Below are 20174 nucleotides of genomic sequence, written 5' to 3' on the forward strand. Positions count from 1 at the left end.
CGCTGACCGGCCTCTTGCCAACCCCGACAACCCCAGCTCAGATCACCAAAGGACTCTCGTTATGGCTGGATGAGAAATGGGGGTCACGTCACTTCAGCTCGACATCATCAGCACGCTCGACAGCGACGATCGCCGAGTCGTCAGCCTGGCCAACAAGCGTGCTCAGACCGACAAATGACTGAAAGTAGAAGCCCAAAGCCGAAGCTTCAGCGGAATGCGGGGTGGCGGCGCCCATAGTCAAATGATCCGAGTCCAGTACCCCGTTGTAGCAGCTTGACCTTAAGACGCCACAACCCTGAGGCCCATTCGGCCACGCGTCCGCCTGGTAGGCCCCGAGCGAGATCACACCAGCCTGCTCCGACTAATTGCCGCCAGAACCGCGCGCCCGTGGCGTGTTAGGGATAGAGGGGTCTGATCTTGTCTACCTGTACTAGAACGTTGGAGGTGGTACGGATTCGCTCAATGGTGGCGCTGTCCGCCGATTCTTCCACCCTGCTCGCTACCAGACCGGTCGGGCCGTGATCTCGCCATTTCATGAAACTCATTCGTCGCATCGAAATCAGCTACCTCCGCTCCCTCTACACAGCGAGCCTTGATCGACCCGGCGACATGAACGTCGTGTTTGGTCGCAACGACAGCGGCAAGTCGAACCTTCTGAGGGCTCTGAACCTCTTCTTCAACGAGGAGACCGAGCCGGGTCGCGGCGAGATCGACTTTGACCTGGACTTCAGTGACATCCGCCGCGACGCCGCCAAGGCAGCGAAGGGTCGGCAGTTCATCGCCATTCGCGTCGACTTCAATGTGCCTTCGAACTACCGGGCATCTCTAGGCGAGACTGTTTCGATCAAGCGACAGTGGAACATCGATGGCGACATGACGGAGACGTTGCCTCGCGGCCTGTCGAAGGCGTCGCGGATACAGCTCACCCGATTCCTCAATCAGATCGACTTCACCTACATTCCGGCCATCAAGGACCTGAACGTCTTCGGCGATCTGATCGAGCGGATGTACGCGGCGACCGCCGAAAGCAGCGGGTTCGAGACGGCGACCGACACATTCGTAGATGCGATCAGAAGCCAGACGAGCGGACTGTCGGACGGTCTTAGCAAGTTGTTTGGTTCAACGACTCGGCTGGCCGCACCGACGGATATGGGACTGCTGTTCCGCTCCCTGGACTTTGCTCATGGCGAAGACGGGCACTCGCTCTTGCGTCAAAAGGGCGACGGGGTGAAAGCCCGCCATTTGCCGGAGCTGCTGCGCTACATCAACGACAATGAATCTGGGAAGAAGTTCTTCATCTGGGGCTTCGAGGAGCCCGAGAACTCGTTGGATCTCGGCGCTGCTGACGCGGAGGCGGAACGCTTTGCGGTGATCGCGGCCCGCTCTGACACACAGGTGTTCATCACGAGTCACTCCCCCGCCTTCTATCTGTCGAACTCCGAACAGACGAAGACGGACATTCGTCGCGTCTTTGTTTCGAAGCAGCGCGCCAATGGCGAAGGCGCTGATCCCGTAACGCCGAAGAACGCCATCAGCGTGATTGATAATCTGGAGGACGCTGAGGCGCGAATGAAGGAGGCCAGCCTCCTCCAGCTCCCGTACCTGATCCGACATTGGGGAGAACTGAAGAAGGAACGCGACGAGCTTGAGCGCGAAAGCACTTCACTGCGTGCCAAGCTCGAAGCTCTGACGGTGCCGACTGTCTTCGTGGAGGGGCGCCACGACAAGGCTTTGCTGGAAAGCGCGTTCGCTCGCGCCGGGCATAGCAAGGCGGCCATCAACGTTCGGATTCTCGATGGAACGCCAGCGACCACCACAGAGCTGCTTCCCAAACTGCTTCTGGCTGGCGCCCTTCATCAGGAAGCTCCGGTGTTGTTCCTGTTCGACAACGACGGCGCCGGTCGTCGAGCGCATCGAAATATCTGTGGCGTCGCACCGCCTGCCGATATCTGCGTCGTCTCCAAGAAGCTGGGGGTCTGGCTGCTGCCGCAGTCTTCAGAGAGCCGGGCGTTCGCCGAAACATATGGCATCCGTCTCGACCAACTCTTCTTCACGTCCGAGTTCCTCTACCCAGCGACGCTCGCGGCGGAGCTTTGCCTGGATGTTATCGGCGCCGACGAAGCCGAGGCGTCTCGCGCCAGCATCCATGAAAACTATCACAAGGCGTTGTCGCAGTCGGCAGCCGCTCCCCTGCGTGCTGCTGAGCCCGGTTCGGTTGACTGGTTCTTCTCCCGAGGCGTGCCGGACGATTTCAAAGCGCGCTTCGCGGCTCGGGCGGAGAAGTCTTTGCCACTAGAACAGATCGACAGCGTCGCCGCTGCGGCTTGGACATTCCTCACAGCGTCGGAATGACACGGCCCCCGCAGATCAACCGATCGTGCGGCCTGGAGGCGCGTCTCCCACCGCGAGTTTGACCGGCCGCCGGCTTCTGCGAGACGGCGGATCGATAAGGACCGTCGGCAGGGCATGGACCGAAATACGCGCGGCCTGGACTTCCAGCTTGCGCAGCGCGGCACGTGGCCCCGCCTTTAGGCGGACGGCGTCGGGATCCTCAGCCATGAGGTCGTCGAGCACGGCCCGGCTGGTGCTGTTGAGCCAACGGCTGAGTTCATCGCTGGACACACGACCGCGCTTGACGGCCGCGCCAATGAAGAAGGCGGACAGCCGCTCCTGCTGAGCCCGCAGGTGATCGCGCATCAGCTTCGATCGGGTGATGTAGCCGGAGTTCACGCCCGGCAGGGCGTGGTTCATCAGCAGATGCATATCGACCTCGGAGACCTCGGCCGCCTGCGCCAGCGTCCGATAGGTCTGGCGTAGGTCATTGCCCCAGTGGCTCAAGACAGCCCGGTCTTCCTTGTGCTCGGTGATATGGCCGCAGGGCGCGTCGCTCGGGAACAGCCACTCGCGTCCGCTCTGCGGGTAGATGATCGGCCCGATCCGCCGAAGCCGGAAGATCGACTCCATCATCGCGCGCGACAGCGGGATATCGAAGGCCTTCACCTCCCCGCCCTTGGGCTTGGACATGTGCATGACCCGGTTCTTCAGGTCGAGATCGGTGACACGGACATTCTTCAGCACCTCCGGGCGCGAGCCCGACAGCAGGGTCATCAGGTGGAACTCGCGCCGGATCGGATTGGCGATCCGGGCAAGTTGCTCGAACCAGCCCGGCAGGTCGGTCACGCCCATGGCGGTGTCCTTGCGCTGTTCGGGATTCCAGTCGACTGCGGCCGCTGGGTTCTCCGGCGGCAGGGCGCGGCATGTCTTCCGCGCGTGGTTGTAGATGGCCCGGAAGCTGCGCATCGCGCCGTTGGCGATCGCCGGCCCGTTGTTCTCACTGATCAGGTCGTGGCGATCCGCGAGAAGTCGAGGTTCGTCGCCGAGCTCGGACAACGGACGATCGAGCCAATCCGCGAACAGACGCTCCATATGGTCTGCGTACCCCCGGATGGTGGCGGGGCTTCGCTTCTTTCGCTCCAGGTGGGAGACCCTGAATCGCGACCAAGCCTCTCGCAGGGTCGGGATGCCGAGAGGCGCGACACGCGCCGCCTCATCCGCAGCCTGCTCTGCCGCTCTGGCCTCGGCCAGGATCTCAACCTTCTTCTTGGGACGCGGGTCCTCTCCAGAGGCGATCAGAAGCAGCAGGCCCCTCGCCTTGGTTCTGGCGTCGCGCGTGTTGAGCTCGCCGACCTCGCACACCTTCATCTTGATGGTGGATCGACCGCCGTCCTCCCGTCGCAAGTCCGCCTGGATGATGAAGGTCTTGGTCGCGGCGCCGATCCGCACCGCGAAGCCGGGTTGTTCGGTGTCGCGGACCACGATCTGCCCGCTTCTGGCGAAGGGCATGCCGATGAGAATTTTGTCCGTTAGAGCGAGGCGCTGATCGGGCATTTTGCTGACGTTTTCGGCGTTAGGACGGTGCCGAAATCCCCCATTAGGACGGTGATTAGGACGGTGAACTCCGGCTCGAGAGTCTGTTTCTCGAAATGCGAAGAACACGCCAAATCTGCTCTAGAGGGTATAAAGTGTCAATTATTTCAATTGCTTGATCGTGCTGTAGCGTGCAATCGGCGGGGTCCGGAAAACCGAAGAACGGGTTCTCTTAATCAGCGGGTCCACAGTTCGAACCTGTGATCACCCACCATCGTCGCTTCTCAAAAAAACAGGCACTCGACCGTCACGCATTTCGGCGGGCTAGTTTGCAGTCCCGAGCATGGGTTTCGAGGCCTCATAAAACGAGGATCGACAACTCGGCCAGTTCGCGCGACTGATCGCACAAGGCGCCGCCCTGGCCCGATCACTTCGCCTCTTCACCAGTTACGCCAGATGACCCCTGCTCCGCTCAAACGTATTCTGATCGTCGGGGGCGGCACGGCCGGCTGGATGGCGGCCGCCGCCTTGGCGCACGTTACGCGCGGCACCATCAAGGTCGAACTAATCGAATCCGAGGTCATCGGAACGGTCGGCGTCGGCGAGGCCACCATCCCGCCGATCCTGCTATTCAACCAACTGCTGGGCATCGACGAGAACGAATTCATTCGCGCCACCCAGGCGACCTACAAGCTCGGCATCCAGTTCCATGACTGGTTTCAGAAGGGCCAGAGTTACTTCCATCCGTTCGGAACCTATGGCACGCGCATCGACGCCGCCTCCTTCCACCAATACTGGCTACGGCTGAACAAGGCGGGGCTGGACGACGATCTGGACGCCTATTCCGTCACGACGATGGCGGCGCGCACGGGCCGGTTCACCCGGCCTGACACCGACCCGCGCGGCGCCGGCTCGCAGATGACCTACGCCTTCCATTTCGACGCCGGCCTGTACGCCAGGTTCCTCCGCCAACGCGCCGAGTCGCAAGGCGTCGTGCGTCATGAGGGCAAGATCGCCGACGTGCGCCTGCGCGACGGCGACGGCTTTATCCAGTCGGTGCGATTGGATGACGGCCGCGAACTTGAGGCGGACTTCTTCATCGACTGTTCGGGCTTCCGCGGCCTGCTGATCGAAGGGGCGCTGAAGACGGGCTACGAGGATTGGACCTACTGGCTGCCAGCGGATCGTGCTGTGGCCATGCCCTGCACCCGGGTCGGCGATCCGACGCCCTATACCCAATCGACGGCCCTTGAAGCGGGGTGGCGCTGGCGCATTCCGCTGCAGCACCGCACCGGCAACGGCTATGTCTACTGCAGCCCCTTCATCTCCGACGACGAGGCCCAGGCCAAGTTGCGCGCCTCCCTGGACGGCGAGGCGATGGCCGAACCCAACTTCCTGCGCTTCACCACCGGTCGCCGAAAGAAGACCTGGAACAAGAACTGCCTAGCCCTGGGCCTGGCGTCGGGCTTTCTGGAGCCGCTGGAGTCGACCAGCATCCATCTGGTGCAGTCGGGCATATCCAAACTGCTGCTGCACTTCCCCGACACCGGCTTCGCCCAGGCCGATATCGACAACTACAACCGCATGATGCGGCTGGAGACCGAGCGCATCCGCGACTTCATCATCCTGCACTATCATGCCACGGCGCGCGACGACTCGCCCCTGTGGCGCCACGTGCGGGCCATGCCGATTCCCGAGACGCTGAAGCAGAAGATGGACCAGTTCCGCAGCCGGGGCCGCATCTTCCGCTACGAGGACGAGCTGTTTCAGGAGACGAGCTGGATCGCCGTGCTGCTCGGCCAGGGCGTCATCCCCGAGCGGCATGATCCGATCACCGAGACCATTCCTCTGGAGCAGGTCCAGCAATGGTTGCAGAAGATGAAGGCGATGATCCAGCAGGGCGTCGCGCGGATGCCGACCCACGAGGCCTTCATCGCCGCCAACTGCAAGGCGCCGCCGATCAACTAAACCACTCGATGCGACCGACCTGATTAGGTCTGGACAGACCGTTGAGCTCTTGGATTTCGCGCGGCGCGGCTTAAATGCCGATGCCTACCGCTGAACGGACTCCGACCTATGGCCGACTACGACTACGACCTTTTCGTCATCGGCGCCGGTTCGGGCGGGGTGCGGGCGGCGCGGCTGACGGCGCTGGATGGCAAGAAGGTCGCGGTCGCCGAGGAATATCGGGTCGGCGGCACCTGCGTCATCCGTGGCTGCGTGCCCAAGAAGTTCATGGTCATGGCGTCTGAGGTCAGCCACGCGCTCGAGATCGCCGAGGGCTACGGCTGGTCGTTCGACAATGCCAAATTCGACTGGCCCACCTTCCTAGAGGCCAAGGACGTCGAGATCGCGCGCCTGTCCGGCATCTATGCCGCCAACCTGGGCAAGGCCGGGGTCGAACTGGTCCACGGGCGGGCGGTTCTGAAAGACGCCCACACGGTCGAGATTGTCGGCAAGGATCGCACCTTCACTGCCGAGAAGATCCTGATCGCCACGGGCGGCCGCCCCTGGAAGCCGGACGAACTGCCGGGGAGCGAGCACGCGATCACGTCCGAAGAAGCCTTCCACTTGCCGGAACTGCCCAAGCGCATCCTGATCGCAGGCGGCGGCTATATCGCGGTGGAGTTCGCCGGAATCTTCGCGGGCCTGGGCGTCGAGACGACCCTGATCTATCGCGGCCCCAACATCCTGCGCGGCTTCGACGACGATGTGCGCGCGCACCTGGCCGGAGAGATCGAAAAGCGCGGCATCAAGGTCATTCTGGGCTGCCAGCACGAGAAGATCGAAAAGACCGACACCGGCCTGGTCAACCACCTCGAAAACGGGATGAAGCTGGAGACGGACGTGGTCATGTTCGCCACCGGCCGCATCCCTTACGTCAAGGATTTGGGGCTGGAGAACGCAGGCGTCGAGCTGAATGAAGCGGGCGCCATCAAGGTCGACCCCTATTCAAGGACGACGGCGGACAACATCTGGGCCATCGGCGACGTCACCGACCGGATGAACCTGACGCCCGTCGCCATCCGCGAGGCCGTCGCCTTCCATCAGACCGTCTATCGCGACAATCCCCAGCACTTCGACTACGAGGCCGTGGCCACCGCCGTCTTCAGCCAGCCGCCCGTCGGGGTCGTGGGTCTCAGCGAGGCGGAGGCCCGCCGCTCCTGCTCGAATGGCGTCGATGTCTATGTCACCCGGTTCCGGCCGATGAAATACGCCTTCACCGGCTCGGATGAGCGGGTGCTGATGAAACTGGTGGTCGACGCCGACAGCCAGCGCGTGGTCGGCGTCCATATCGTCGGACCCGACAGCCCCGAGATGATCCAGCTGGCCGCCATCGCGGTGAAGGCGGGCCTGACCAAGGCGCAATGGGACGCCACCTGCGCCGTCCACCCGACCATGGCCGAGGAGTTGGTCACGCTGAAGGAGAAGCAGTCGGGCGCGACCTCCGCCGGCTGACGCTTGCGCTCAGGGCCTCCGCCGCTCGCGGAACCGTTCCAGCAGGTCCAGCCGGGCGCTGAACGGCACGGGCGTCACGGTCGGTCCCGGATTGACGAAGTTCATCAGCCGGGTGTCCCTCAGCGTCGTCGTGGGCCAGCGTGGCCGCCCGACACCGTTGGGATCGCCCGAGCGCGCGAAGGCGGTCCAGTAGCCCATCATGGCCTCCGACGCCTTCCGGTCCCGATCCTCGACCGGATACGGCAGGGTGTTCAGCGTGCCGAACACATAGGGCCGCTCGATCGCATGGGTCGCGCCGCCATGCGGCTCCGGATTCTGCGGCGACGAGATATCGAACCGATAGAGCCAGGCCGGATGGCCCGCCTTGGCATGCAGCCGCGCCAGCATCCGGGCAGGCTCTGAAAATACCAGATCCGTGATCGCCAGCTTGTCGAACGCCTCCAGCCCGCCATAGGCCTGAACGGCGTCGGCGCGCTCGAGCCAGGTCATGTCGTCGTCGATCTGACCGTAGCCGTTGCGATCCGTCGGCCGCATCCACCAGAACTCGGCGCTGTTGCTGCCGATGATGAAGGGCACCGGGGCCTGCCGCCCCGCCTTGAACGCCGCGTCAACCGTGGACGGCACGACCCGCCCGTCGATCAGCGTCAGGTCGCCGTTGGCGAAGACCGGCGGCGGCGTCAGGAACAGATCGGCCGGGGCCGCACGCAAATCCGCCGCCGTTCGCAATCCCGCGCCATAGGCCCAGACCTCGCCGCGCTCCCGCGCTGAGGGCGCGCCATAGGCGCCTTTGCGGTCCAGCGGCGTCTGCAACTCCCGTCCCAGTCCGGACTGAACGATCGCCCGATCGAACAGACCGCGCGCCGGCGGCGAGATCATCAGCCGCGTGACGATCGCCCCGCCCGCCGATTCGCCGAAGATGGTCACGTTCTTAGGGTCGCCGCCAAAGGCCGCGATATTGGCGCGCACCCATTTCAGCGCCGCCGTCACGTCCATCAGACCGTAGTTGCCCGCCGCCTCGCCTGCCGGCCGCTCGGCCGCCAGCGCCGGGTGATCGAAGAAGCCCAGCCGCCCCAGTCGATAGTTCAGCGTCACCACGACCATGCCGCGCTTGGCCAGGTTCGTTCCGTCATACAGCGGCGCGGTTCCCGACCCATTGACCAGGCCGCCGCCGTGAATCCAGACCATGACTGGGGCAGGTTGCGCCGCGCTGATCGGCCGCCAGACGTTCAGGTTCAGACAGTCCTCGCTCATCGGCAAGGGACCGACGCCGGGGTCGCCGTTCGGGGGCGCCTGGATGCACAGCGGACCATAGGCCGAGGCGTCCCGCTGGCCCTGCCAGGTCGGCGCGGGACCGGGCGGTCGCCAACGCCGCTCGGCCGTCGGCGGCGCGGCATAGGGAATGTTTTTGAACGTCGCCACATCGGCGTCCGCGCGCCCGTTCAGGACGCCTTGCTGAATGCGGACGGTGGGCTGGTCGGCTGCGGGCGCCATCATGAGCGAGAGGGTGGCGAAAACGCCGGCGATTGTCATGCTCGCTGATTAGCAAATTCCGGCGGCGCGCCAATCATCTTGCGATCACAGATCACGACACACGGTGAGAGAACCGTTTTCGATATGGCGCGTTATCGCCAAGCTGTGCGGGGTAGGCGTTGAACGAAACAGTGAAATCAAGCGACCTGACCGTCGATCTGGGCGCGGCCTTTGAGGCTTCGCCCAATCCGTACGTGCTGATTACGCCTGACCTGCGCATCGCCGAGGTCAACCAGGCCTATATGGATGTCACAGGCGCCAAGCGTAGCGACATGATCGGTCAGCCCCTGTTCTCGACCTTCGATTCTGGCCCTGGCTCGGACGCCCCGGAGAACGTCCGCCAAGTCCGTGCCTCACTGGAAAAGGCGCGCGACACCCGCCAACGCGATCATCTGGCGGTCGTGCGCTTCTCGATGCCTCGAGCCCAGCCGGACGGCAGCGAGGTTTTCGAAGAGCGTCTGTGGAGCGCCACCCATACGCCCATCCTGAACGCCGACGGCGAAGTGGTCATGCTGCTTCAGCACACCACGGATGTGACGGACCTGGCGCCCGTGATCCGCCCGGATGAGCCGACCACCGCGCTGGACGCCATCGTCGGCGGCTCGGTCCTGCGTCGCGCCCAGTCGGTGCAGGAGGACAATCGTCGCCTAGAGACCGAGCGCAATCGTCTCGTTGAAATGTTCATGCAGGCGCCCGGCTTCGTCGCCATCCTGTCCGGGCCGGATCACCGGTTCCAGATGCACAACGACGCCTACAGCCAACTCATCGGCCACAGGGACATCGCCGGAAAGCCCGTCAGGCAGGCCCTGCCGGAACTGGAAGGCCAAGGCTATTACGAGTTCCTCGATAGCGTCTTCGCCACAGGCGAACCCTATGAAGGCCGCGAAAGCGCGGCCCAGCTGCAGCGCAAGCCCGACGGGCTGCTGGAAACCGTCTATCTCAACTTCATCTATCAACCGATCCGCGACGACGCGGGCGCGGTCGTGGGCATCTTCGTTCAGGGCCACGACATCACCGAAAACGTCCTGGCCGCACAGCGCCAGAAGCTGATGATCGACGAACTGAACCACCGCGTGAAGAACACCCTGGCCACGGTGCAGTCCATCGCCATCCAGACGGCACGCTCCAACACCGACCCTGCAAGCTTTGCGGAGACATTCCAGTCGCGGATCATGGCGCTGTCGCACACCCACAACCTGCTGACGCAAAGCCATTGGGAGGGCGCCGACCTGCGCGCCATCCTGGAACACGAGACCGAAGCTTACGGGCCGACCCGCATAAGCCTGAATGGACCGCCGGTGTCGCTGGAGCCGGCCGTCGTCCTGTCGCTGGGCATGATTTTCCATGAACTTGCGACGAATGCCGCCAAATATGGCGCTCTTTATACCCCGGACGGTCGCATCCTCATCGACTGGGGCCTGGCGGATCAGCGTGACCGGAAACTGAAGCTGAGCTGGCGAGAAATCGGCGGCCCGAAGGTTACGACTCCGGAAAGAAGAGGCTTTGGTAGCCGCTTGATTGAACGAAACATTCGACATGATCTGGCGGGCGAGATCGATCTGGTCTACGCCGCCGATGGATTGATCGCGGAACTGACGGTTCCACTGGACAGGACGGCCGCACAATGACTCAACCTCTGACCGGTCGCCGTGTCCTCGTGGTCGAGGACGAATCCCTAGTGGCCATGCTTCTGGAAACCATTCTGGAAGACATGGAATGCGTGCCGATCGGTCCCGCCTCCAATGTGGACGACGGCCAAAAACTGGCCCGAGAGACGGACAATCTCGACGCCGCCCTGCTGGACGTGAACGTCGCCGGTCGTCAGGTCTTTCCCGTCGCCGAGGCGCTGAAGGAACGCGGCGTGCCGTTCGTCTTTTCAACCGGCTACGGCGAAGGCGGTTTGCCCGACGAGTGGCGCGGCCAACCCACGATCCAGAAGCCTTTCACCGAAGCCGCCATCCGCGACGCCCTGATGAAGGCCATGGGCGTCGCCGAGGCCTGACCCTAACTCGGCATCCGCCGTGGCGCGAACCAGCCTTCGTCCGTTCTGTAAATGCTCCCGGCCGCTGTTAGAATATCCAGAGTGTGTCGAAGGCTTTCGGTGACGGCCTTCGCCCGTTTTGGAATCTCGAGACAGGTTTCGAGATGTTCGATTTCCAACGGCCTCCCTACTCCGCGCATCACCTCCAACACAGTCATAATTCGCGCGATTTCGTCAGACGGTAAGACCGGGCGAGAAGTGGGCGCCTCGTTCTGCATCGATGGGTGTGATTTGCGGGATTTAGGAGACTTGCCTGTCTGGTAGCCAGGTCGAAGATAACGGATCTGCCCTGCGTCTTCCTCCCCTGCTCGGCTTTGATTGAGCGCCACCAGATGTGAAATCATGGCCTCGTCACCGATATCTGAGGGCCATCCATAAGCTTGCAAAACCAGCGCATCCAAACGCTGGCTCATATGCAAAAGCAGGTCCACGCAACCTGCCTGCCGGATGGTTCGATCATTTTCGGTAAGCGCTACGCCGCCCAGGATCTTTTGCATCACGTTGTACAGGCCCGTCATCGACAGGTCCGCATTTTGACCCAGCACGCGGGATCTCAGATCGTCCAGACCCTCCGCAACGGTGGCGATTTCCTCACGCAGCAATGGACTTGCGTTGGGGAATGGAAAGCGGTCGAAACACATTCCCTTAGAATAGACAGGGCGATCTTCAAGTTTTCCACCGACGGCAAGCGCCCACGCCCGATGCACCTTGGACGACAGCACGCCCAGCACGAACGGGTCGTCAGACGCAATGCAGACCAACCGATTATCTGGCAATATCGAGGCGTCGAGAAACCGGAACCAGCGATGTTTTGACGTCTCTACCGTCACAATAAAGCGCGGCGATCCTTCCAAAGCCCGACGAAGTTCTCGTCTCGGCTCGCCGAAAATCCACCAGTTTTCACGATAAGATGCTCTGTTGTTGGCGTCCCGATCCGGTTTCACCGTTTCCATCAAATGCTGCATGAAGCCGGGATGCTGTCGAATGGCCTCTTCCTGTGACCATCGGTACAGATCGATGGCTTGAAGGTCCCGCGAGCGGTCCGTCAAATCCTTGCCGTTGCGGTAGGACCTGAGAGGTATGGTCTGTCGATCAAACGACTGATTGGCCAATACCGCAGCTTTCTCCGAAGCAATCAGGAAGCCGTCTCCCATCAACTGCACGCCGCGGTAAGCCAGCATTGCGTTGGCCTTCAGGCGCACGGTTCGTTCGACCCCGCGCCCAAGCGTGAGATCGCTGCCGATATCGCCTTTGGCTTCTGAATAGGTCACGCCTTCCGCGCTCTCCTGCGCAATAGACAGCAGCCTCCCCCGCCCATTAGGAGGCCCAGCTTCTGCGACCATCATCGCCACCCTGACGGCTGCGGCGCCCCTACCTTTAATCCAAGGATGATCAGCAATGGCGAACGTCAATCGGATCGGCACGTCGCCATGAAGCCTCTCCTCAATTACGCGGCGTGAGAATGTTTGAGTGATTGAGTTCGTCGTCACAAAACCGAAACGCTGCAATGCCGGCGCAAGCATGGACTGGGTTCTAAGCGAACCAGAGAGGTCATTGAACGGACCTCGGTTCGCGGCATCATCGATGAGAATTTCCGCCGCTCGGTCCCACCAAACCGTGACGATATCGGCAGACCGAAACCGCTCTCCACGAGACGCCCAAAGCGCCTCGGCGTAGTCAGAGCCCAGTTCGTCGCGAAGATTCTTCCCCGCGATAAAGGGGGGATTTCCGATGATGAAGTGGGCTTTTGGCCATGTTGGCGCGAATGGTTCAATGTGTCGTACGCCGTCTCTCGATGATGAACAGGGGATCTGAGTTGTCCGCAAGATCGCATCGCCCTGCTCGATGACGCAGTAATTCTTCAAAACTGGATTGGACGTAAGCACTTGGCCCGAGTGCCGGTAATGCCATTGTAGATGGCCGATCCACATGACGACGGTGGCTATCCAGACGGCTTGGGGGTTCTTCTCGATGCCCATGAACTGACGTGGGCCGACCGACAATCCATCTGTCTCAAGCACGCGCTGCGAAACACCCAGCGACGCCAGTCGCTCAACAACCTCGCCCTCAAGGCCCTTCATCCTGTCCATGGCGATGGAAAGGAAGTTGCCCGTCCCGCAGGCAGGATCAAGCACTGTGATGTGGCACAAGGCGTTGTGAAAAGACTTCGCCAGCTCACAGGCCTTGCGAAGATATCCCTCCCGTTCAAGCTTATCGATTTGTACGCTCGTTGCTTCCCACTCGTCCTGCAGCACATCCATGATGGTCGCTTGAACCAACGTCTCGACCATGGCCTTTGGCGTGTAATGCGCTCCAAGCTCGCCCCTCTCCTCGGCGAACAAGGCATTTTCCATCAGCGCGCCAAAGATCGCAGGCTCGACCTTCGCCCAGTCGCAGGCCGCAGCCTGACAAAGAATATCCAGCTCAATTTCCGAAACCGCGATCGCCGCGTCTTCGGCGTACAGACCGCCATTGTACCAGAGCATGTCGCATCGAAGGACCGGGCAGTAACCCCCCGTATCCATCGTGCGGAATACCTGACTGATCGCTTTGCTGAAGTTCTGCGCAGCTCCCTGATAGCTTTTCAGGAACTCGCCAAAGGCTCGATCCGGGATCAGTTGAACGCTATCGGCAAACATGGCGAAAACGCACTGCATCACAAAGACGGCCACGCGCCGTTCCCATGCTGCCCGATGAACCGGATCGTTCGCTGCCGCTGCTTCGCACGAGAAGCGTTTTCGGAAGGACTGAACGAGGCGTCCCAGAAGCACAGCAACTTCCGTCGTTGTCTCCTCCACACGCCTTGCAGGGTCCAGCGACATGGGATCGCTCCACACGGCCGCCAGGCGCTCCCTGATCTTGGGATCGCGTAGATCCGAAAGCGCAATCCGGTAGTTTTCGCGGTCGGGATACTGGAGGTAGGTCTTTCCCATGCGGCTGAAGTCGGACCAGAGTTCAATGCTCCGCCCCACGTCGACCATGATGAGAAACGGCGGCCATTCGTCCAGCGCTCGCGCATAGCCCTTTGCCTGGGCCCGAGCCTTCTCCATTTTTCGTTCGACAACGTCGGGCCCGACCAACTTCATCTGCTGCTTGTCAGGACTGTTGGCCAACCGCTTGGCTGTCTGCTTCGCTTCAAGCACGAAACATTCGCGACGATAGCAGTCGATGTAGCCCCAATGGGAGCTGAGGTCGTCGTGACGGAACCTTACGATCCGTTCGAACCCGTAATCGGGGTCGCCGACCTTTTCGTCATTAGGAGCGGCGACACCAAGAACCCTGCAGAGTTGAATAACAAAGGACTGTGCTGTCTGCCGCTCTGAAGCCGAAGCGTTCGTCCAAATCTTGATGAAGTCGTCCACATCCATAAGTCGCACCCCAGAACAAGAATGCGTCTTTCGCGTGTGTTTTAAGCGGCCACAACCGGTGATTACATTTGGCCAAGAAGGGTTGGCTTGCCTAACCAATAGGAGAGTTCAGCAGGCCGCGAGATGTCCCAAATCGCCAAATCAGCGGCTTTGCCATTTTCGATGGTGCCGATCTCACCCGACAGACCCAGCGCCCGCGCCGCCTCTCGGGTCGCGCCGGCTAAGGCCTCTTCGGGTGTCATGCGGAACTGAACGCAGGCGAGGTTGAGCGCGGTGGTCATCGAAGCGACGGGCGAGGTGCCGGGGTTGCAGTCGGTGGCGACGGCCATCCGCACGCCGTGGCGGCGCAGGAGATCGATGGGCGGCGGCTGGGTCTCGCGCAGCATCAAATAGGCGCCGGGCAACAGGACGGCGACCACGCCGGCTGCGGCCATGGCGGCGACGCCTTCCTCGGTCGCATGTTCGATGTGATCGGCGGACAGGGCTTCGTAACGCGCCGCCAGCGCCGCACCGCCGCCGTTCGACAACTGATCGGCGTGCAGCTTGACCGGCAGGCCCAGCGCACGCGCCTTGTCGAACAGGCGCGACACTTCCGCGGTCGAGAAGGCGATGGGCTCGCAATAGGCGTCGACCGCATCGACCAGACCTTCGGCATGGGCAGCAGGCAGGATGTGATCGATGGCCAGATCGACATAGGCGGCCCGGTCGTCGCGATATTCAGGCGGCACGGCATGCAGGCCCAGATAGCTGGTGCGGACACGCACTCCGCCCTCGCGCCCGATCCGACGCGCAACACGCAGCATCTTCAGCTCCGTCTCAAGGTCCAGACCATAGCCGGATTTGATCTCGACGGTGGTGACCCCTGTGGCCTTCAAACCCGCCAGACGTGTCATGGCCGAGGCGAACAGGTCATCCTCCGACTCGGCGCGCGTGGCCTTCACGGACGAGACGATGCCGCCGCCGGCCCGCGCGATCTCCTCATAGGGCGCGCCACCCAGCCGCTGTTCGAACTCGGCCGAACGGTCGCCGCCGAACACCAGGTGGGTGTGGCAGTCGATCAGGCCAGGCGTGATCCAGCGGCCGTCCAGCCGCTGGGTTTCAGCTGCCTCTACGGCCGGCAGGTCAGCGCGCGGTCCCACCCAGGCAATGCGGCCATCGGCGACGACCACGGCGGCGTCCTGTATCGCGCCGTAAGGAACCCGTCCCTCGACCATGGTGGCGACGTGGCAATCGATCAGCAGACGGTCGGCCTTCATCGGCGAGGTTCCTTGGCCAAAACGGGTGAACGGGCTGACGAGAAGCGCGCCACCAGATCGTAGCGGTCGCCGGGGAAGGTCTGCCACACCCGCGTCACCCCCTGCCCGTCCCGCCATGTCCGCCGCTCGACGCATAGACAGGCGGCGCCGGGCTTGAGTTCCAGCAGGCGGACAGCGCGGGCGTCCGCCGCGATCGCTGAGATGCGGTTCTCAGCCTCAGTCCAGGGCGCCGAGTCCAGCAGCCAGCTTCCCGGCGGAACCGTATGAAAATCGACATCTATGGCTTTAGGCGCCGCGCCGAGCGCGATGAGCCTGTGTTCCAAAGCCAGGGGCGCGCCGTCGGCGCTGTGCAGACAGGTCAGATCCAGCAGAAGACCACCCGACGCCAGTTCGATTTCGTCCTCACCATTTGGCTCGCGTTCGATCCGCTCCATCAGGACGTAGCCGTAAGCCTGCCCGCGCTCGATCACCTCGGCCCGCAGGTCGGGAATAGCCAGGACGGCAGCGTGGGCCTTGGGCTGGGCGACGAAGGTACCGGCTCTGCGTCGGCGCGTCACCAGCCCCCGCCCCGCCAGTTCCGAGATGGCCTTGGACACCGTCATGCGCGAACAGTTGTAGCGTTCAGTCAACTCATGCTCGAACGGAATGCGGTCGCCGGGCGATAGCTCGCCGGACAGGATGAGCCCCTCCAGATCGGCGTAGATGCGGCGATGAAGGCTCACCCCAACACCGCCGACAAGGCCTTGCGATAACGCGCCTCGATGCCGTCCCGCGCGATGTGGCGGCCGTCTTTCACGACCTCCCGCCCCGCGCGCCACACCGAACGGATCGAGCCCGTCGGCGCGCCAAAGATCCAGCTGTCGAGCACCGCATCGCCCGACCGTCCCGCAAAGGCGGCGCCGCTCGTGTCCAGCGATATGATGTCCGCCGACGCCCCGACGCTCAGCCCCGATGCCGTGCCTGTCGCCTGGACGCCGCCCGCCAGCGCGCGATCGAACAAGGCGCGGCCCGTCGACCGTTCAGGGTCAGCCATGACGGCGCGACCGCGCCGCGCCAGCCGCTGGCTGTACTCCAGCATCCGGAGTTCCTCTGCGACGCCGATCTGCACGTTGGAATCCGTCCCGATGCCAAACCGCCCGCCGGCACGCGTGAAATCGACCGCCGGGAAGACGCCGTCGCCCAGATTGGCCTCCGTAATCGGGCACAGGCCGACGACGGCGCCGCGCGCGACGACGCCGCGCCATTCGGTCTCAGTCACATGGGTGGAGTGGATCAGGCACCAGCCCGAATCGACCGGCGTGTTGGCAAGCAGCCATTCGACCGGCCGCGCGCCAGACCAGGCCATGCAGTCCGCAACCTCCTTGGTCTGTTCGGCGACATGGATATGGATCGGACCGTCGCCCGCCAGCGCGGGCATAGCCGTCACCTCATCCGGGCTAACGGCGCGCAGGCTGTGCGGCGCCACCCCGACCACGGCGTCGGGCAGATCGGCGGTCAGGGTCCGGCATCGCGCGACCAGATCGGCGAAACCGTCCAGATCGTTGATGAAGCGCCGCTGTCCATGCGCCGGCGGCTGTCCGCCGAACCCGGCATGGGCGTAGAAGACCGGCAGCAAGGTCAGGGCAATGCCCGTCGCCTGCGCCGCCGCCACGATCCGCGCGGCGACCTCGGCCCGGTCCGAATAGGCCGCGCCCGACGGGTCGTTGTGCAGATAATGGAACTCGGCGACGCGGGTGAATCCGCCTTCCAGCATTTCCACGAAGGCCAGGGCGGTGATGGCCTCGATCTCTTCCGGCCCGCCCCCATCCAGGAAGCGGTACATCAACTCGCGCCACGTCCAGAAGTCGTCGTCCGAAGGCCCGCGCGCTTCGGTCAGGCCCGCCATGGCGCGCTGAAAGGCGTGGCTGTGGACATTGGCAACGCCCGGCAGGGCGACACCGCCCCCCTCGTCCGCAGGGCTGCGCGCCACGCCGGTTTCCAGACTGGCGATCCGCCCGCCCGCCACACCGATGCGGACATCGCGCGCCCAGCCGTTCGGCAAGAGAGCCGCCTCGAACCAGAGGGTGCGATCCACAGGCTGCGGCTGAAGGGTCACTGGACAGGTCCGTGTCGTTGCGATCAATATGTCTAGACATACCACGATGGATCGATTTGGCGAGGGAGGCCGAACGGATGCAGGACTGGCTGACCGTCCACGAAGGTTCGGCGCCGCTGGTGATCGGCCTGCCGCACACCGGAACGGATATTCCGGCTGCCATCGAGGCGCGGATGGCCTCGCCCTGGCTGGCCCGCAAGGATGCGGACTGGTGGGTGGATCGGCTGTACGACTTCGCGATCGATATGGGGGCCACCCTGGTGCGAACGGGCGTGTCTCGCAGCGTCATCGATGTGAATCGCGATCCGTCGGGCGTCTCCCTCTATCCCGGCATGACCACGACCGGCCTGTGCCCGACAGAAACCTTCGACGGAGAACCGCTGTATCAGGCAGGTCAGGAGCCCGACGCGGCCGAAACGGAGGAGCGACGTGCGACTTGGTTCGATCCCTACCACGCCGCCCTGCAGGGCCAGTTGGAGCGACTGCGCAGCCGAGGTCCGGTCGTCCTCTACGACGCCCATTCGATCCGGTCTGTCGTGCCGCGCCTGTTCGAGGGCGAACTGCCGAAGTTCAACATCGGCGACAACGACGGCGCCACCTGCGCCAGCGAGCTGACGCAGGCTGTCGAAGAAGCCTGTGCCGTCAGCGGCAACAGCGTCGTCGTCAACGGCCGCTTCAAGGGTGGCTGGACCACGCGCCATTATGGCCGTCCGGAAATCGGCGTCCACGCCATTCAAATGGAACTGGCGGACCGGGGCTACATCCTCGATCCCGCCGGCCCGGTGTCGCCCGACAACTGGCCTAGCCCCTATGAGCCCGACCGCGCCGCGCCGATGCGCGGCCATCTGCGCCGCGTCCTGACCGCCTGCATCGCCTTCGCCGAGAGCTGACTATGAACACGCCCAACGCCCGGATCGTCCGCAGCCCGCGCGGCCCAGAAAAGACCGCCAAGACCTGGGCCGCCGAGGCGGCCATGCGCATGCTGATGAACAACTTGGATCCCGAGGTGGCCGAGCGGCCCCAGGACCTCGTCGTCTATGGCGGCATTGGCAAGGCGGCGCGGGATTGGGCGGCCTTCGACAGAATCGTCGAGACCCTGCAGGCGCTGGAGGTCGACGAGACCCTGCTGGTTCAATCCGGTAAGCCGGTCGGCGTCTTCCGCACCCATGCCGACGCCCCGCGCGTGCTGATCGCCAACTCCAATCTGGTGCCGAAATGGGCGACCTGGGAGCATTTCAACGAGCTCGATCGCAAGGGCCTGGCCATGTATGGCCAGATGACCGCCGGCTCGTGGATCTACATCGGCACCCAGGGCATCGTCCAAGGCACCTACGAGACCTTCATGGAGGCCGGCCGCCAACGCTACGGCGGCGACTGGTCCGGCAAATGGATCCTGACCGCAGGTCTTGGCGGCATGGGCGGGGCCCAGCCCCTGGCCGCGACCATGGCGGGCGCATCCTGCATCACGATCGAATGCCAACGCAGCCGCATCGAGTTCCGTCTGCGCACGCGCTACGTCGACGTCATGGCCGAAAGCCTGGACGAGGCCCTGGCGCTGCTGGAGCAATCGTTCCGCGACAAGAAACCCTTGTCGATCGGCCTGTTGGGCAATGCAGCCGATCTGTTGCCTGAAATGGTCCGGCGCGGCATCCGGCCCGATCTGGTCACCGACCAGACCAGCGCGCACGATCTGATCAACGGCTATCTCCCCTCGGGCTGGACCGTCGCGGAGTGGGAAGACAAGCGCGTCAGCGATCCAAACAGCGTCGCCGCCGCCGCGCGCACCTCCATCGTCGCGCATGTGAAGGCCATGCTGGACTTCCAGGCGATGGGCGTGCCGACCACCGACTACGGCAACAACATCCGTCAGGTCGCCTTCGACGCGGGCGTGACGAATGCTTTCGACTTCCCCGGCTTCGTGCCCGCCTACATCCGCCCGCTGTTCTGTCGGGGGATCGGTCCGTTCCGCTGGGCGGCGCTGACCGGCGATCCGGAAGATATCAGAAAGACAGACGCGGCGATGAAGCGCCTGTTCCCCGACAACGCGGGTTTGCATCGCTGGCTCGACATGGCGGGCGAGCGCATTGCCTTTCAAGGCCTTCCCGCCCGTATCTGCTGGATCGGATTGGGTGACCGCCACCGCGCCGGCCTGATGTTCAACAACATGGTGGCGTCGGGCGAACTGTCCGGCCCCATCGTCATCGGCCGCGATCACCTGGACAGCGGTTCGGTCGCCAGCCCGAACCGCGAGACCGAGGCCATGATGGACGGATCGGACGCCGTTTCCGACTGGCCTCTGCTGAACGCCCTTCTGAACACGGCCTCGGGCGCCAGCTGGGTGTCGCTGCACCACGGCGGCGGCGTCGGCATGGGCTATTCCCAGCACTCGGGCGTCGTCATCGTCGCGGACGGGACCCCGGAGGCCGCCCAACGGCTTGAGCGGGTGCTGTGGAACGACCCCGCCACGGGCGTCATGCGTCACGCCGACGCTGGCTACGACATCGCCCGTGCGGCCGCGCGCGAGCACGAACTGAACCTTCCGAGCCTGAAGGCCTGAA

At 63.5% G+C, this 20174-nt stretch carries 14 protein-coding genes; 7 read left to right on the plus strand and 7 right to left on the minus strand.

What is annotated here, in order from left to right; translation table 11 throughout:
* Positions 1-88: 88 nt before the first annotated feature.
* Positions 89-235 (minus strand): hypothetical protein, encoded by a 147-nt coding sequence (locus tag ABIB58_RS15060; RefSeq protein ID WP_354042358.1) that lies wholly within the window; start codon positions 233-235, stop codon positions 89-91.
* A gap of 299 nt (positions 236-534) precedes the next feature.
* Between ABIB58_RS15060 and ABIB58_RS15065 the strand changes: the two genes are divergently transcribed.
* Positions 535-2352, plus strand: a complete 1818-nt coding sequence (locus tag ABIB58_RS15065) for an ATP-dependent nuclease (protein WP_291539386.1) — start codon at positions 535-537, stop codon at positions 2350-2352.
* A gap of 15 nt (positions 2353-2367) precedes the next feature.
* Here the strand turns inward: ABIB58_RS15065 and ABIB58_RS15070 are convergent, their stop codons facing one another.
* Positions 2368-3843, minus strand: a complete 1476-nt coding sequence (locus tag ABIB58_RS15070; RefSeq protein ID WP_354042362.1) for an integrase arm-type DNA-binding domain-containing protein — start codon at positions 3841-3843, stop codon at positions 2368-2370.
* Positions 3844-4323: 480 nt separating this feature from the next.
* On the opposite strand from ABIB58_RS15070, the gene ABIB58_RS15075 reads away from it, so the two are divergent.
* Positions 4324-5835 carry a tryptophan halogenase family protein gene (locus ABIB58_RS15075; RefSeq protein WP_354042366.1) on the plus strand — a complete coding sequence of 504 codons (1512 nt, stop codon included), beginning with the start codon at positions 4324-4326 and terminating at the stop codon, positions 5833-5835.
* 108 nt (positions 5836-5943) lie between these two features.
* Positions 5944-7326, plus strand: coding sequence for a glutathione-disulfide reductase (gene gor / locus ABIB58_RS15080; protein WP_354042369.1), 1383 nt, complete (start codon positions 5944-5946; stop codon positions 7324-7326).
* A 9-nt stretch (positions 7327-7335) separates the two neighbouring features.
* On the opposite strand, the gene ABIB58_RS15085 is transcribed toward gor, so the two are convergent.
* The gene (locus tag ABIB58_RS15085; protein ID WP_354042373.1) at positions 7336-8856 is read right to left on the minus strand and encodes a carboxylesterase/lipase family protein; all 1521 of its coding nucleotides are present in this window, start codon (positions 8854-8856) and stop codon (positions 7336-7338) included.
* Between the two features lie 131 nt (positions 8857-8987).
* Here ABIB58_RS15085 and ABIB58_RS15090 point away from each other — a divergent pair, with 131 nt between their 5' ends.
* Both ABIB58_RS15090 and ABIB58_RS15095 read left to right on the plus strand, forming a co-directional pair.
* Positions 8988-10484, plus strand: coding sequence for an HWE histidine kinase domain-containing protein (locus ABIB58_RS15090; RefSeq protein WP_317133994.1), 1497 nt, complete (start codon positions 8988-8990; stop codon positions 10482-10484).
* Positions 10481-10858 (plus strand): response regulator, encoded by a 378-nt coding sequence (locus ABIB58_RS15095; protein ID WP_045811250.1) that lies wholly within the window; start codon positions 10481-10483, stop codon positions 10856-10858. The genes ABIB58_RS15090 and ABIB58_RS15095 overlap by 4 nt, the downstream gene beginning before the upstream one ends.
* A 2-nt stretch (positions 10859-10860) precedes the next feature.
* Here the strand turns inward: ABIB58_RS15095 and ABIB58_RS15100 are convergent, their stop codons facing one another.
* The 4 genes from ABIB58_RS15100 to ABIB58_RS15115 form a co-directional block, all read right to left on the minus strand.
* On the minus strand, positions 10861-14265 hold the full coding sequence (locus ABIB58_RS15100) for a class I SAM-dependent DNA methyltransferase (RefSeq protein WP_354042381.1): 3405 nt from the start codon (positions 14263-14265) through the stop codon (positions 10861-10863).
* Between the two features lie 62 nt (positions 14266-14327).
* Positions 14328-15521 (minus strand): imidazolonepropionase, encoded by a 1194-nt coding sequence (hutI, locus tag ABIB58_RS15105; protein ID WP_045811252.1) that lies wholly within the window; start codon positions 15519-15521, stop codon positions 14328-14330.
* Complete coding sequence (gene hutC / locus ABIB58_RS15110; RefSeq protein WP_045811253.1) at positions 15518-16243, minus strand: histidine utilization transcriptional repressor HutC; 726 nt, start codon at positions 16241-16243, stop codon at positions 15518-15520. The genes hutI and hutC overlap by 4 nt, the downstream gene beginning before the upstream one ends.
* Positions 16240-17616, minus strand: coding sequence for a formimidoylglutamate deiminase (locus tag ABIB58_RS15115; protein ID WP_354042389.1), 1377 nt, complete (start codon positions 17614-17616; stop codon positions 16240-16242). The genes hutC and ABIB58_RS15115 overlap by 4 nt, the downstream gene beginning before the upstream one ends.
* Positions 17617-17693: 77 nt before the next feature.
* Between ABIB58_RS15115 and hutG the strand changes: the two genes are divergently transcribed.
* Positions 17694-18506 carry an N-formylglutamate deformylase gene (hutG, locus tag ABIB58_RS15120; RefSeq protein WP_045811254.1) on the plus strand — a complete coding sequence of 271 codons (813 nt, stop codon included), beginning with the start codon at positions 17694-17696 and terminating at the stop codon, positions 18504-18506.
* Between the two features lie 2 nt (positions 18507-18508).
* Positions 18509-20173, plus strand: a complete 1665-nt coding sequence (gene hutU / locus ABIB58_RS15125; RefSeq protein ID WP_045811255.1) for a urocanate hydratase — start codon at positions 18509-18511, stop codon at positions 20171-20173.
* Position 20174 lies beyond the last annotated feature (1 nt).

The sequence above is a fragment of the Brevundimonas sp. UYEF29 genome, from assembly GCF_040546195.1.
In the GTDB taxonomy this organism is placed as follows: domain Bacteria; phylum Pseudomonadota; class Alphaproteobacteria; order Caulobacterales; family Caulobacteraceae; genus Brevundimonas; species Brevundimonas huaxiensis.

What these genes read in the sequence shown, in the direction of transcription:
- ABIB58_RS15075 (WP_354042366.1), top strand. Translation starts at nt 4,324, where the DNA reads ATGACCCCTGCTCCGCTCAAACGTATTCTGATCGTCGGGGGCGGCACG.
- gor (WP_354042369.1), top strand. Translation starts at nt 5,944, where the DNA reads ATGGCCGACTACGACTACGACCTTTTCGTCATCGGCGCCGGTTCGGGC.
- hutU (WP_045811255.1), top strand. Translation starts at nt 18,509, where the DNA reads ATGAACACGCCCAACGCCCGGATCGTCCGCAGCCCGCGCGGCCCAGAA.
- hutG (WP_045811254.1), top strand. Translation starts at nt 17,694, where the DNA reads ATGCAGGACTGGCTGACCGTCCACGAAGGTTCGGCGCCGCTGGTGATC.
- ABIB58_RS15060 (WP_354042358.1), bottom strand. Translation starts at nt 235, where the DNA reads ATGGGCGCCGCCACCCCGCATTCCGCTGAAGCTTCGGCTTTGGGCTTC.
- ABIB58_RS15100 (WP_354042381.1), bottom strand. Translation starts at nt 14,265, where the DNA reads ATGGATGTGGACGACTTCATCAAGATTTGGACGAACGCTTCGGCTTCA.
- hutI (WP_045811252.1), bottom strand. Translation starts at nt 15,521, where the DNA reads ATGAAGGCCGACCGTCTGCTGATCGATTGCCACGTCGCCACCATGGTC.
- ABIB58_RS15065 (WP_291539386.1), top strand. Translation starts at nt 535, where the DNA reads ATGAAACTCATTCGTCGCATCGAAATCAGCTACCTCCGCTCCCTCTAC.
- ABIB58_RS15070 (WP_354042362.1), bottom strand. Translation starts at nt 3,843, where the DNA reads ATGCCCTTCGCCAGAAGCGGGCAGATCGTGGTCCGCGACACCGAACAA.
- ABIB58_RS15095 (WP_045811250.1), top strand. Translation starts at nt 10,481, where the DNA reads ATGACTCAACCTCTGACCGGTCGCCGTGTCCTCGTGGTCGAGGACGAA.
- ABIB58_RS15085 (WP_354042373.1), bottom strand. Translation starts at nt 8,856, where the DNA reads ATGACAATCGCCGGCGTTTTCGCCACCCTCTCGCTCATGATGGCGCCC.